This is a genomic window from Streptomyces sp. NPDC043867, assembly GCF_056435845.1.
In genome coordinates this window covers 19,144-32,620 of sequence record NZ_JBWKDS010000060.1, presented here as the reverse complement: position 1 = coordinate 32,620, position 13,477 = coordinate 19,144, and the positions used below count along the sequence as shown (strand labels likewise).

The following is a 13,477-nucleotide window of genomic DNA, read 5'->3' as shown; positions in this document are numbered from 1 at the left end:
GACGAGCAGCACCAGGACCACGGGCACGAGCCCGCCGACGAGGACCAGGAGCCCGCCGACGCACCGCCCCCGCAGGCCGGAGCGGACCGGCCCGCCAACTTCGCTTGTACAAGCCAAATCCGGGCCGAGAGTCCCGGCGGTCATGCCTTTGACCTGCGGTTTTTCTGTCGCACGACACGTGGCAGAGTTGACCATGGCGCCCTAGTGCTGTATTCTTTTACACGTCGGGAAGGGGAACGGCACCCCGGACCGGCACCACCAACACCGCGAAAGGACACCGCACATGAACAACCCGGACAACGAGCGCGCCACTCCGAAGCTCCCCGCCCAGCGCAAGCCGTCCGAGCCGATCCGGCGACTCCCCGAGCAGCGCGACCGCCGCGCGCGCTGACCCGCCCACCGGGGGCGGCACGAGGAGCCGCCCCCGGAACAGTCCCCAACCGCCCGCCGCGCACGATAGGAAAGCACCGATGACCGCAACCACGACCGCGATCCCCACCCAGGCCCAGCCCGTTGCCGAGATCAGCCACGAGCACGGCAGCCGCATCATCACCGCCCTTGAGGCCGCATGGGCAGCCATCCGCGCCCAGCACCCTGAGGTGCCCCACGTCCTGATGATCACCGGCACCGGCCGGAGCCGCACGGGGATCACCTGGGGGCACTTCGGAGAGAAGCGCTGGACCGTCGAGACCGGCACCGGCACCAAGGCCGGACGCACGCACGAGCTGTTCGCCGGGGGCGAGCTCTTGAGCCTGGGAGGTCTGAGGACCGTTCAGACCCTCTTGCACGAGGCAGCCCACGCGCTTGCCCACGTGCGCGGCATCAAGGACACGTCCAGTGACTACCGGTACCACAACAAGCGATTCGTGAAGCTCGCCGAGGAACTTGGCCTTACCGGACCTGCAACCCCCGCCAACGTCATCGGGTGGTCGGACTGCACCATCACCGACGCCGCCGCCCAGCGATACGCCGAGGTCATCGCAGCACTGGACGCCGCCCGACTCCCCTACGTACACGACCCGATCGCGGTCATGCTCGGCAAGGGCACTCGCCCGACGACCGGCGGAGACGACGAGGGCACCACCGAAGGCGGCACCACCGAGGGCGGAGAAGGCGCACAGCCCGGAGGCGACGAGGACGGAGACGCCCCCCAGCCGCCGAAGAAGCGCCCGACCCGCTTCCTGGTCATCTGCGGATGCATCGAGCGGGACGACGACGGAAACCCCAAGCTCGACAAGGACGGTCGGGAGAAGCCCGGACGCGCCATCCAGATCAGCCGGAAGTCATGGGAGTTCGGCACGGTCGACGGAGGCGACGAGGGCGGGTTGATGTGCGGCCGGTGCAAGCAGCCGTTCCGCAAGGCCGACCCCGACGCCGACTGAGACCCGGTGGGGCAGGGCCCGCACGGACCCTGCCCCACCCTCAACCGGAGGCCGGCGCAGGGGCGCCGGCCCGAGCACCCGGACGCGGCATCGAGCCGCCTCCGGGTGCGCTGCCGCGCGAGGGTGACCGTTCGTAGGTTTGAATCCCCGACACGTTCCAATGTTTTGGACAAGAACGGGGGTGGAGGGGCTATGATCCATGATCATGGCAGCACCCAGAGGACGCCAGCACCGCGGCCGGTCGACAGAGTTCCCGGCGGACAGGGCGATTCGTGCTGGCCTCAATCTGTACCCCGGCGAGCCCGCGCGTATCGCGTACGAGGAGCTGGTGACCGAGTTGGGCATCAGCGGTGCCGAGGTGGTCAGGAAGGCCCTGATGGAGTTTCACCAGAGGCACCGTCAGGCGCACCCCGCCCCGAAGAGGCTGAAGGAGGCCGGTTGATCGAACCGGCTGCGTGACGAGATCTCGGGACTCCTAACCGAGTGATCGGCGCGTAAGCCGCCCGGGTCTCAGCCTCGTTCCCAAGGTTCCCCAACCTGAGCTGAGACTCCGGGCCCTAGTCAGAGCACTTAGCCGCCGTTTGATGCCGGTTTCCTAGGCCGACGAGCGGGGGCTTTCGTGCGTCCTCTTAGCACCGAGGAGCTGCCGCCATCGTAGCGCAGACCCGCGGTGGCGGCACCGGCATGCCTGAACGCGGTGTGTCATCAGCGTTTTATCGACAAGACGACCCGGTATCCGCTACCACGCCCTTTATGTCCCCTGTGTACGAGGGGGCTTTCACCCTGCGCGCCGCCCAGGAGCGGACGCAGGCTCACCGGACGCTGCGCCGGTTCCTTGACGCCCTGTACTGGGACAGGACCGTGCGACCGGCAGCCGGGCAGCCGGGCGCGTGGCTCAACTCCTACCCGCCGAGGACGCCGACAGGCACCTACAACTACGTGCCGATCACGGACATGGACCCCGACCGGCCGGTAGCGGTGCACCTGGCCCGAGGACGCCGCGGGGCCCCCCGGTTCTGGGCCGTGGTGTTCGACCACGACGCCAAGCAGCACACGGCCGCGCAGGTGGCCGCCGATGCTGCGCTGATGACCGAGGCCGCCAAGGCCGAGGGCATCCCCCCGGTACCCGTCGCGTCGGGCTCCCCGGGCGGCATGCACGTGTGGTTGGGGTGCGCCGAGGGCGTTCCCTTCCCCGTGGTGCAGCGGATCAACGCCGCCGCCGGCCGGTTGTGCCCGTCGCTGGACGCCTCCCCGCTCAGCAACGCCACCGATGGCCTGATCAGGCCGCCCGGAGCGGCCCACCGCAACGGCGGATACAGCGCCCTTGTGGCGCACACCGTGGACCAGGCCGTCAACTTGCTTGGCCCCGCGTCCGCCCCCGCATCAGCGTTCGAGCGTCTGGCCGCGCGTCTTGAGACGATGGCCGCCGAGCTGCCCGACAACGAGCCGGCCGACAGCCAGCAGACACCCGACGACCGAACCGGGGACGGAGCCGCGCCGCCGGTGCAGAGGGGGCACGGTGGCCGCCAGGTGCCGCCGTCCATCCGGCAGCGCGGCCCGCACGTTCGCCGGATCGTGGAGGATGCCGCCGGGTGCCCGAAGATCGAGGCCCCGTGGCGCCCGCTCGGCACGAAGGCGCTGCGGGGTCTACGCCGCCGCCCGTCACGCGGTGACGACCACTCAGCGGCGAAGCACGCCCCGGCCCGTTCCATGGCCCTGGCCGGGTGGACCCAGGCCGAGGGCCTGGCCGTGGTCCGTGACCCGCAGTCGTCGCCCGCGCTGGAGTACCTGCGCAGCGAGCGCCAGGCGGACGGAAGCCGCCGCCCGCGCAGCGAGGAGGAGACAGAGCGGCTGTGGGCCCGGGTGTGGTTCCTCGCGGTCGAGGACGCCGCCCGGATGCCGCGCCGCCCGGAGGACGACGGCCGGCCCGTCGAGGCCGACGAGGTACAGCAGGCCGTCACCGACCTGTACGCCCGGATGAGGACCGCAGGCCCGGACCGGTGGTCGAAGGAGTCCGGCCCGGCGGATCGCGCCGTCCTCACCGCCGTGGCGTGGCTGATGCTGCTGTCCGGCAGCGTGGACGTGTCCGCCAACGTCCACCGGCTCGGCGTGCTCGCCGGATACACCGGCCAGACCGCCTCACAGGCGTTGTGGCGCCTGATCAGGGATGGATGGCTCACCGTCACGGCCGAGGCCGAGCGCAGGGCCGGGAAGGCCCGCAGAGTGACCCTGGCGACGGGCCACGAGTGCCCGGACCACAAGCACCACCGATGCGCCGTCTACCAGTTGACAGAGAACGTTTCACCAGTTCACCCGGGGTCTGACAGAAGTGGAACGCCCGCCCCCCCCGCCCCCCCTACTCTCTTCACTCCGGGGTCCCCTGCCCACCTGCGCGCCATCCTGACCCACCAGCAGGGGGACGTGTGGCACGACCTGGGGCACCACGCCGCACGGACGTTGTGGGCGATCCGGGAAGGGCAGGGGGGCAGCACACTCGCCGAGGTTATGGCAGAGACCGGCTACGGCCGCCGTACGACGCTCCGCCACGTCCACCGGCTGACGCAGCTCCAGTTGGTGACCCAGGGCCGCAGCCGCCGAGGAGAGACGACCTACCAGGCCACCGACCGATCCCTGTACGAGGCAGCACAGGAGACCGGCAGCGCGGGCCGCCTGGCCGCCCTGGCCGTCACCTATCGGGTCAAGCAGGCCGCACACGAGTGGTGGACTGCCGAGGAGGCTCACCGGTCCCTGCCCTACCGCCAGCGCCCGCGCCGAGCCGCCGCCGAACAGACCGTCATCCCCGGCATGGACCCACGGGGCCGGGCCTACCCGCGCGACGAGGACGGCCGCCCCAACCACGCCCGCGCCCGCCACATCGAGGCCCAGCGCATCGGCGCGGCCGGCATGCTCGACCACGCCCAGCAGCTCGCCCGCACCGGCCAGTTGCTCGACCTCCCGCACCTCAGCAGCACCGGAGCCGACAGCCCCGCCCCCACCGTGCCCCAGCAGCCGACCCGCCGCGCAGGCCGCCGAGCGGTCATCGCCTCCCGCCACCACTGCCCGCACTGCGGCGCCCAGCCCGGAGAGCGCTGCACCAAGGGCGGCACCGAGGCCCGCCGCTTCGGCATGCTCGTCCCCGCCGACCGGTGGCACGCCGCCCGCCGCCGAGCCGCCCAGGCCGCCGCCACGAGCACCTGACCCCCGACACACCCGGGAACCTGAAGCAGTGGCCGCCCACCAGCCGCACACGGTAGAGTCACCGCCCAGCGAGCCCTCAACATCCCCCAGGGGGAACCGGAGCCCGCGAAGCCCCCGGAGAGCAAACCTCCCGGACGGCACACCGGGAGCCCCGCCGACGCGGGACCCGGACCGGAGCAGAGTTCCGCGGCCCCCGAGCCCGAACCCTCCGACGACTTCGCTTGTACAAGCGAAGTCCCGGCGCGACGAGCGCCCACGGCGGAAGGCCGGCCAGGCCGCCGCCGACGCGGGCCGCAAGGCCCGCCGCAGGACAGGCCGACGAGAAGTCGGCGACCACCCCCGAAATTCACGAGGGACTGCCAATCCCGCAATTTCTGGAATACTAGAAATGGTATTCCAGAAATGATAGAGTCGACCCTATGAGGACGACTCGGGTAACTCCCTCCCGCCGCACCTACGTTGAGGTGTCGTACGTGAACGGGTTCGGCCGGTTCGAGGCTGAGCTGTCATTCGGCGCGTCCGACAAGCGCCGCGCGCTGGAGCATCGCAGCGCCGCCGTGGCGTTGACGGGCCTGTACGGGGTCGAGTGGCGGACCCCGTGGGCACTGACGCCGGTCTACCGGGAGCTCTCCGAGGGCGTCCGCTTCGGCCGACTGGACGAGCGCCGCATGATCGTGAGCGGACCGGCCCGGAACGTGGCCCGGTATCTCGCCGCGCTTCCCCGTGTCCTGGCGGGACTGGAGGCCGCAGCGACGCGAGCGGCCCGGATGTTCGGCCGGTGGCGCCGCTCGCTCATGGCCGTTCTGGCCGGCCACCTTGACTACGAGGACCCCAGCACGCTGCGGGTGCGTGCTCGCGAGTTCCGCACGGCCGTGCTCGGGCACCTCGTTGACTGCCTGCGCACCCCGCCGGCCCCGGCCGCCAGCGACCCGGCCCGCCCGATGTGGGAGCAGGCCGCCGCCGTCGCCGCCGAGGTGTGGGCCGACCGCCCGGTAGACCCGTGGGACGCGCCCGAGGACGAGGTGACCGCCGTCCTCACCGCCGCGGGCCGGTACACCGAGCCGTCCGTGATCGAGCCCGCCCCCGCCGCCGACCACGAGCGGGAGGACCAGGACGCCGAGGGCGAGGCCCTGGCCGCCCAGGACGACGAGCACCAGGAGCACGACGACCCCACCGGCGAGGCCCGCGCCGAGCTCACCGGAGCCGACACCCCGCAGGTCACCGGCCCGCTCAGGTCGAGCCGGAGCCCATACAGGCCGGGCGGAATCCCGGTCGGTATCCGCCGCGGTTGCCTCTACGGCAGCATCAGCACCCGGGCCCGTCCCCGCCGCCGTCCCGCGCCGGCTGCGCCGCCGTCGAGGCCGAGGCACCGCACCACCCGCGGAACCGGTCACCGGGCCCGGGCCGTTTCGCACGAGAAAGGCACATGCGCGTGAGCATCGACAAGGCCCCCGAAGGGCTGTCGCCGGAGGCCACCGGGCAGTTGAGGCGGTTCGGCATCCTCGCCGACGAGGACGGGGGCGACGCTCCCGACCCGACCTCCGAGGGCGACGGAGGAGACGAGGAGGAAGCGCCGTACGGGTACTGGCCCGAGCCGTGCGCGAACTGCGGGAAGCTGATTCCCCGGGCGAAGCCGGCCGGGGCCGGACGGCCGCCCGAGTACTGCGACAAGGACTGTCAGAACGAGCGCAAGGCCGCCCGCGCACGCGAGCGCAACGCCCCTGGTCTGCCGGGGCAGATGCACCGTCTTGACGAGCTGGTGACGCGCATCGAGCAGGTGGCAGCCGACACCCGTTTGGAGCTGAAAAAGGTCAACTCTCCCGAGGGCATCGAGGCCCGGTTGGCCGCCGCCCGCGCTGCCAATCAGCAGGACGTAGCCCGGGCCAACCAGGCGACCGTACAGGCCCAGGCCGATGCGTCCGCCGCCCGTGCCGAGGCCCACCAGGCCGCCGCCGACCGGGAGGCCGCCGAGGCCGCCGCCGAACGCGACCGCGCCGCCCGCGAGGCCGCCGAGGAGGCTCGGGAAGTCGCCGAGCAGAACGCCCGCACCGCAGAGTTCCGCCGGGACCAGGCGGAGCGCAACGCGGCCGACGCCGCCGCCGCCCAGCAGCTCGCCGAGGAACAGCGCGCCGCCGCCGCCGACCGGGCCGAACGTGCCGAGCGCGAGGCCGCCGACGCGATCGAGCAACGCGACACAGCCACCGAGCAGCGCGACCAGGCCCGCCAGGCCGCTGCCGCCGCGCAGGCCCGCGCCGAGGCCGCAGAACAGGAGCGGGCCCGGGCCGACGAGCGCGCCCGCGAAGCCGAGCGCGCCCGCGAAGCAGCCGAGCGGGAACGGGACACCGCACGCAGTGAGGCAGCCCGCGCCGTCGAGGAGGCCCAGGCCGCCCGGGCCGCCCAGCAGCGCGCCGAGGAGCGAGCCCGCAAGGCGGAGGAGGAGAAGGAGGAGATCCAGGCCGGATACGCCCAGGCACTCGCCGAGACCAACAAGGCCAAGCGCGAACGCGACGAGGCCCGCAGCCAGGTTCTTGAGGCCAACCGGCAGCGTGCCGCCGCCGAGCAGCGCGCCACCAAGGCCGAGGAGGGCCGCACGCAGGCGGAGAACCGCGCCGACCGCGCCGAGCAGCGGGCAGACACCCGCATCGGTGACGCCGAGCGGCGCCGGGACCAGCTCGCCGCGCAGCTCGCCACCGAGCAGGAGGAACGGCGTACGGCGGAGCGGGACAAGGGCGCCGCAGAACAGCGGGCCGTGGACGCCGAGCAGCGTGCCGAGCGGGCCGAGACCACCGCGGAACAACTCCGGGGGGAACTGCGGGCGCGCGACCAGGAGAACGAGCGTCTGCGTGCCGAACTCGCGGCATTGCAGCAGGCCAAAAAGCCCGTCCGCCGGGCCAAGAAGGGGACCGCCGAGGCCGAGTCGGCCCCCGTAGAGGTCCACCCGGATCAGACCGCCGTGCCGATGGACGCCGAGGACGACGAGCCGCCGGCCTAACCGAAGAAGTCACCGCAGGTAGTAACCCGCACCCCCCGACGAGAGGTTGGGTACCACGTGACGACCACGACGAGCACCAGGACCACGGGCAAGGTGCCCGCGCAGCCCACCGAGACCTTCCGGGGATTGCCGGTGTACACCTCCGGGCAGACACCGGCCGAGCTCATGACGGTTCGGCAGTTGGAGGAGGCCGGCCGCAGGCGGACACCGGGCCAGAAACCCCGCGCCTACCTGCGCTACCGCACCCGCTACGGGGGCAGCGACATGATCGACCTGTACCACGTCGATGACACCCGCGCAGTCCGGCCGCTCTCGCCCCGCCAGCAGGCGCAGAAACTCGCCCGCCGCACCTGCGTTCTGTGCGAGACCGCAGCCGACAGCCCGTTGCCCGAGCGGAGCCGGAAACGCTCTCCGTGGCTTCCGGTCTCGGGCCGCATCTGCCGTCCCTGCGCGGATGCCGCCTACGACCGGTGGGAACGCACGTGTCGGCGGTGCGGAACCGAGTTCCAGCACCGGGACAGCGTGGGCTACGGCCCGGTGGGCTACGGCCGCCACTGCCTGGCGTGTGTGGAGGAGCGCCGCCGCGGTGAGGAAGTCGCCCGCCGGCTCGCCCGTCGGCACTGCCCCGACTGTGCCGCTCAGACCGCCACCCGTGAGGAGATCGAGGCCGCCGACGCTGCCGACGACTTCCGCCAGGCGTTCGGCTTCCCCCGCACCTGTGAGCCGTGCAAGGCCGAGCGGAAGAGGCAGGCCGAGGAGGCCGAGCGGGCGTGGGAGCGGGAGCGCTGGGACGAGCTGGGCCCGGTCCGCCGGTGGGCGCGGGAGGTGATGGCCGCACCGCACGCGTTCGCGATCCTTGACACGGAGACCACGGGTCTCGGGTGGGACGCGAAAATCGTGGAGATCAGCGTTACGGACGGGGCCGGGGAAACCCTGTTGGACACTCTCGTCCACCCTGGCGTCCCGATCCCCGAGGAGGCCACCGCAATTCACGGGATCTCCGACGAGGATGTCAAGGACGCCCCCGGATTCGGCGCGGTGTTGCCCCGGTTGACGAAGGCCCTCGAAGGCCGCCGCGTCATCATCTACAACAGGTCCTACGACACCGGGGTTCTGGCCTACGAGCTCAACCGCCACCACCAGGAGCACAGCCCCACCCTGCCCGGATCGGAGCCGCTGCGGCCGTACGAGCAGCACCCGGCAGCCGCGGAATGGATGAACGCCCAGCAGTGGGACCGGTGCGCGATGCTCGCGTACGCCGTGCACGTCGGAGATTGGTCGGACTACTGGGGTGACTGGCGTTGGCAGAAGCTCCGAGGAGGTCACCGGGCACTCGGCGACTGCCGAACGGTCGTTGAGCGGATCAGGGAAATGGCCGAACGCCCCGACCCTTTCTGAGCCCTAGCCCATCCCGCCGGAGCCCGCATCCATGAGGGTGCGGGCTCCGGCATTTCTGCGCACCACAAGACTTAGCTTGTACAAGCTAAAACGGCGGGTGGGCGGTGGGTGTGCGCGGGCGGGTGGGCCCACCTGACGACACGCACCCGGGCCACGACGAGACCGGTACCGACGCGGAGCGACCACACCGGCCCCGGCCACATCGCGGCAGCAGGTGCCCCCCATCAGCCACGGCCTATGGGTGCGGTCGCCTCACGCGCCCGTCATGCGCGACGGCGGGGGTACGGCGAGCGGCCCCGTACGGCCCGGGCGGACGGCCACCGGTCCCCCGCCGGGCACCCCTCCCCCCGCCGCTAGCCGTCTTTTCCCACCCCCACCGGACCCGCCGGCCGCCAACGGCGCAGGCCACGGAGGATTACGGACCCTAGGCGCCCCCGGGGCACCTAGCCGGGGGCCGCCCGACTGGCGCGGTAACTACCTTGTTTGATTGTGCGCCAACTCTACGAGGCGATAAGTCGGTTGATTGCTTCTCTGGCGATGCGTCCAACGGTGAAGATTTGCGACTGGAGTTCTTCACGTCGGGCGCGGGCCGCACGTGAGCGGGAGGCACCCGGGCCGATGAGGTTTTCCGCGCGGAGTTGTGCGACGACAGGTTGACTCACGCGGTAGGCCGCGAGTTGTGCCGAGGCGATCACTTCGGGGGCGATGTCAACGGCGATTTTGTCCGTGAAGCGCTCGTTCGGGGTGCCCGGGCGGCGACCGGAGAGACGTTGGGATTCTCGTTCGGCTGAGGTGAAGCGGGGCCAGGGGCCGGCCAGATCGGGAGCGGAGAGGCGTCGGCGCATGGCCGCCTCTACCAAGTGGCTTGCCGTGGGCCAGGTGCCGGGACGGAGGGCGAACGCTTCGAGCCGGACGGCTTCAGGAGTCGGCTCGTCGGGACGGACGCCCAGTCGCTCACGCTCGGAGGCGATCCATTCAGCTTCGGCGTGGGCGTTCGCTCGGGCGATGCTGCGCAGTGCTTCACCTTGTGAGGGGTGGACCCATACGAAGGTGTTGAGCTTTCCGGCCGTCACGGTGAGGTCATCCTTTCGGGCGAGGAGGAGCGGGCCGGCCCCGGCCATGAAGGCCGGGGCCGATGTGCGACGAGGGGTCAGGAGGCCGAGGCGGGGTCCCCGGTTTCGATGGCGTTGGGAGTGCGTGGGCTCGGCGCGGCCGGAGTAGCCGGGGCAGTCGGCGCAGCTGGGCGGGTGCGACGTTGGGTGCGAGCGCCCTTGGGCCGTCCCTGGGGGCGCCGAGTCGGTTCGTCGGCTCCCATCTGCCGCAGCTCTTCGGGAGTCCAGCCCGCCGCCGTCGCGTCGGCGTAGGCCGCGCCGTACGTCTTCTCTGTGGCGTCGAGGAGGGCCTGAAGACGCTTGCGCTCGGCGATGGCGTCGGCCAGGGGAGGGATCACGTTCATGCGCGTGGCGAGCAGTTCCTTGGCCGTGGCCAGCACAGGCGACTGTGCGTCAGTCTCGGGCGCATTCTCAGCAGGTGTCGTCATGCGCGCCATGGTAGCGCCGGCCGCCGCGCAGGTGAGTGTGTCCGCCGCCGTCAAGCGGGCGCGGGTTGACTGGGGGGGGGGGGGGGGGGGGCCCCCCCCCCCCCCCCCCCCCCCCCCCCCCCCCCCCCCCCCCCCCCCCCCCCCCCCCCCCCCCCCCCCCCGCCGCCCTAGAAGCCCGGCACCCCAGCCGACGGCCCTCCTTCGTCGGAGCAAGTTGGGCGTTAATGTTCCATTAACGCGGATGAGGGTCGCCAGCAGTCGCTACGCTCGTTGCTGGTGACGCCTTTTCGGTCCGGGCACGGACCGATGGAGAGGGAGAGGGAGGAGACAGGTTGACGGACGAGAAGCCGCGCACGCGTCGCCGTGAGCGGCGCGCAGACAACCCGAGACGGCATCGCGTGAACCTTGCGTACAACGATGCCGAGTTGGCCGTCATTCAGGTGGCCGCCACGGTGGCGGGCATGAAGCTGTCCGCGTACGCGGCGCGTGCTGCGCTTGCCGTGGCGAAGGAGGAGGTTTCTCCGGCGCCGGTGGAGTACAAGGACTTGCTACGTACGCTCTCGGATGCTCGGACAGCGGCCAACCGAATCGGTGTGAACTTGAACCAGATTGCCAAGGTGCTGAACAGCGAGGGCGAGGAGACGCCCGAGCGACTGGACGCGGTTTTGGCGCGTGTCGAGACGGCGATTCAGAGGCTCGATGAGGCAACCGTGCGGGTCATGGTGGAGCGGCCGTGATCGTAAAGCGAGCACGGGACGGTGCGCGTACGCAAGGTCTGCTGTACTACCTGTTTGGTCCAGGTAAGGCGAACGAGCACACGGACCCGCACATTGTGGCCGCGTGGGGCAACGGGGTACCTGACCCAGGTCGAGACATGGGGAATATCCCGATGCTCGCCGCCTTGCTTGACTCGCCTGTGGAGGCGTTGACGAGCCGCCGGCCAAGCAAGCACATCTATCACGTGCCCGTCCGGCTGGACCCTCAGGACCGCACGCTGACGGATGAGGAGTTCGCCGAGATTGCCCGCGAGGTCATGCACGCCACGGGGGTGGCAGAGAAGGGGGACAGCCAGGGGGCACGGTGGATTGCTGTGCGCCATGCGCCCGACCACATCCACATCGTGGCGACGCTCGCTCGACAGGACGGCTTGAAGGTTCCTCTATCGCAGGACAAGAAGAAGATGCAGGCATGCGCGCGCGAACTGGAGAAGCGCTACGGTCTGCGTCAGCTCACGAGCGGGGACCGGACCGCGAGCCGGTGGCCGACGACCGCCGAGGCGGAGAAGGCGAAGCGGAAGGGGCGGGACGAGCCGCCGCGGGTCACACTGCAAGGCAAGGTGCGCCAGGCCGCCGCCGTTGCCGGTTCGGATGACGAGTTCTTCGCAGCGATCCAGCGCGCCGGCATCCGCTTGAACAAGCAAACCGCGCCGGATGGCACCGTAACCGGCTACTCGGTTGCGTTGCCCGGAGACCGGACCGGTGCAGGCCGTGCCGTGTGGTTTTCCGGGTCACGTCTCGCCCCTGACCTGTCCCTACCCCGCGTCCGCGAGCGCTGGAACGGAGCACCGGCCGGCATCGGTGCTACAGGCATGGGACAGGTCACCAGCCAGGCCGCCGCGTGGCAGGCCGCCGCGTGGGAGGTCCACCAGGCCGCCGCCATTCTCGGGCAGGCAGGCAACGAAGCCGGGGCAGGCGAGATGGTGGCCCTTTCCGACTTCCTGACGACCTACGCCGCGCAGGCCCCGGCGGAAGTCCGCCGGGAACTACGAGACGCCGCCCGGGCATTCGAGAGGGCTGGACGCGCGCCCACATCCCGGCAGATGCACAGCGACGCGAGCAGGCATCTGCGCACGGCGACACAGCTTGTCGTCATGAGCGCATCGCTCGGCGTGAACGGCGGAGAGGCCGCCGCAGCCATCACGATTCTCGTAGCCGTCGCCCTGGCAATCGTCGCCGCCCAGAGGTACCATCAGGCCGCGCAGCACCGCGCCCAGGAGCAGGCCGCCGCACGGGCCGGCTACCACCTGAGAGCAGCTACCGAAGTCGCCTACGGGGCCAGCGCCGGACGGAGTGGCCGACGAGGAAGCCGCGCCGCCTGGCGGACGCCGAAGCCACAGCCGGACGGCCCCGCGCTGAGCGAGACATACGCGCCTGTCGTCCGCGAGGCGATCCCGGAGGTTGCGGAAAGAGTGCTCGGCGAGGCCGCGTGGCCCGCACTGGCCGCCACGCTGAAGCAGGCGGAAAACGCCGGATACGACCCGGCGCGCGTGCTTGCCGAGGTGGCAGCACGGCGCGGATTCGGGGACGCGGACAGCGCCGCCGAGGTTCTGGTGTGGCGCCTTCAGAGACGTATGGTCACCGACTCCCCCACCGTCACCAATGAGACGCGTCAACCCGTCGCAACCGCTGCCGACGGCAGTAGGCCGGACGGCACGGAATCGGGCACGGCACGCAGGCCGGCCGGAGTGCCGACCGAGGAGGCCGAGGACGGTTCGCAGAATCCGGAAGCGCCGACGCCGCCGCCGCCAGTGGTGGGCCGCGGCGAGACGATCGAGTCCACACCGCTCGGCGGAAGCGAGGCGCCCACCTTTGGTGAGGCCGTGCGCCAGGCAGTACCCGCGTACGCAGCCGATGTGCTCGCCGACCCGGCATCGGCCACCCTGGCCGCCTACCTGATCAAGGCATCAGGTGAAGGGCATGCACCCGCGGAATTGCTCGCCGAAGTGGCCGCCGCCCGGGACCTGGCCGACGCCGACAGCGTGGCCCAAGTCCTGACCTGGCGACTCCAAGGCAAGCTGAGCGGAACCGGGAAGCCGGCCCCGCTCCCCCGGACCACCTCACGCCGCACCGGACCGGCACCAGGCCCGAGGCCCGGAGAGCGCACGGCCGCAGACCGAGCCGCCCAAGAAGCAGCACAACGGCGTGCGCAGGGCCGAGGACCACGACGCTAACCGCATGCCCCAAGGGT

10 protein-coding genes are annotated in these 13,477 nt (G+C 71.5%); 8 read left to right on the top strand and 2 right to left on the bottom strand.

Annotated features, from left to right (window positions below):
* Positions 1-470: 470 nt before the first annotated feature.
* The 6 genes from AC069T_RS36010 (at position 471) to AC069T_RS35985 (ending at position 8,970) form a co-directional block, all read left to right on the top strand.
* Positions 471-1,382: a hypothetical protein gene (locus AC069T_RS36010; protein WP_478786753.1), complete on the top strand. Its 912-nt coding sequence runs from the start codon at positions 471-473 to the stop codon at positions 1,380-1,382.
* A 205-nt stretch (positions 1,383-1,587) separates the two neighbouring features.
* The gene (locus AC069T_RS36005) at positions 1,588-1,824 is read left to right on the top strand and encodes a hypothetical protein (RefSeq protein ID WP_478786752.1); all 237 of its coding nucleotides are present in this window, start codon (positions 1,588-1,590) and stop codon (positions 1,822-1,824) included.
* Positions 1,825-2,135: 311 nt separating this feature from the next.
* A complete protein-coding gene (locus tag AC069T_RS36000) occupies positions 2,136-4,580 on the top strand; it encodes a zinc finger domain-containing protein (RefSeq protein ID WP_478786751.1) in 2,445 nt (814 codons plus the stop codon).
* Between the two features lie 419 nt (positions 4,581-4,999).
* Complete coding sequence (locus AC069T_RS35995) at positions 5,000-6,016, top strand: hypothetical protein (RefSeq protein ID WP_478786750.1); 1,017 nt, start codon at positions 5,000-5,002, stop codon at positions 6,014-6,016.
* On the top strand, positions 6,013-7,572 hold the full coding sequence (locus AC069T_RS35990) for a hypothetical protein (protein WP_478786749.1): 1,560 nt from the start codon (positions 6,013-6,015) through the stop codon (positions 7,570-7,572). The genes AC069T_RS35995 and AC069T_RS35990 overlap by 4 nt, the downstream gene beginning before the upstream one ends.
* 57 nt (positions 7,573-7,629) lie before the next feature.
* Positions 7,630-8,970: an exonuclease domain-containing protein gene (locus tag AC069T_RS35985; RefSeq protein WP_478786748.1), complete on the top strand. Its 1,341-nt coding sequence runs from the start codon at positions 7,630-7,632 to the stop codon at positions 8,968-8,970.
* A gap of 500 nt (positions 8,971-9,470) precedes the next feature.
* Here the strand turns inward: AC069T_RS35985 and AC069T_RS35980 are convergent, their stop codons facing one another.
* Both AC069T_RS35980 and AC069T_RS35975 read right to left on the bottom strand, forming a co-directional pair.
* On the bottom strand, positions 9,471-10,043 hold the full coding sequence (locus AC069T_RS35980; protein WP_478786747.1) for a hypothetical protein: 573 nt from the start codon (positions 10,041-10,043) through the stop codon (positions 9,471-9,473).
* A 77-nt stretch (positions 10,044-10,120) separates the two neighbouring features.
* The gene (locus tag AC069T_RS35975) at positions 10,121-10,510 is read right to left on the bottom strand and encodes a hypothetical protein (protein ID WP_478786746.1); all 390 of its coding nucleotides are present in this window, start codon (positions 10,508-10,510) and stop codon (positions 10,121-10,123) included.
* Positions 10,511-10,842: 332 nt separating this feature from the next.
* Here AC069T_RS35975 and mobC point away from each other — a divergent pair, with 332 nt between their 5' ends.
* Both mobC and AC069T_RS35965 read left to right on the top strand, forming a co-directional pair.
* The gene (mobC, locus tag AC069T_RS35970) at positions 10,843-11,247 is read left to right on the top strand and encodes a plasmid mobilization relaxosome protein MobC (RefSeq protein ID WP_478786745.1); all 405 of its coding nucleotides are present in this window, start codon (positions 10,843-10,845) and stop codon (positions 11,245-11,247) included.
* A gap of 152 nt (positions 11,248-11,399) precedes the next feature.
* On the top strand, positions 11,400-13,460 hold the full coding sequence (locus AC069T_RS35965; protein WP_478786744.1) for a relaxase/mobilization nuclease domain-containing protein: 2,061 nt from the start codon (positions 11,400-11,402) through the stop codon (positions 13,458-13,460).
* Positions 13,461-13,477 lie beyond the last annotated feature (17 nt).

Excerpts from the sequence above, each read along its gene's own strand:
- AC069T_RS36010 (WP_478786753.1), top strand. The coding sequence starts at position 471 with ATGACCGCAACCACGACCGCGATCCCCACCCAGGCCCAGCCCGTTGCC.
- AC069T_RS36005 (WP_478786752.1), top strand. The coding sequence starts at position 1,588 with ATGGCAGCACCCAGAGGACGCCAGCACCGCGGCCGGTCGACAGAGTTC.
- AC069T_RS36000 (WP_478786751.1), top strand. The coding sequence starts at position 2,136 with ATGTCCCCTGTGTACGAGGGGGCTTTCACCCTGCGCGCCGCCCAGGAG.
- AC069T_RS35995 (WP_478786750.1), top strand. The coding sequence starts at position 5,000 with ATGAGGACGACTCGGGTAACTCCCTCCCGCCGCACCTACGTTGAGGTG.
- AC069T_RS35975 (WP_478786746.1), bottom strand. The coding sequence starts at position 10,510 with ATGACGACACCTGCTGAGAATGCGCCCGAGACTGACGCACAGTCGCCT.
- AC069T_RS35965 (WP_478786744.1), top strand. The coding sequence starts at position 11,400 with ATGCTCGCCGCCTTGCTTGACTCGCCTGTGGAGGCGTTGACGAGCCGC.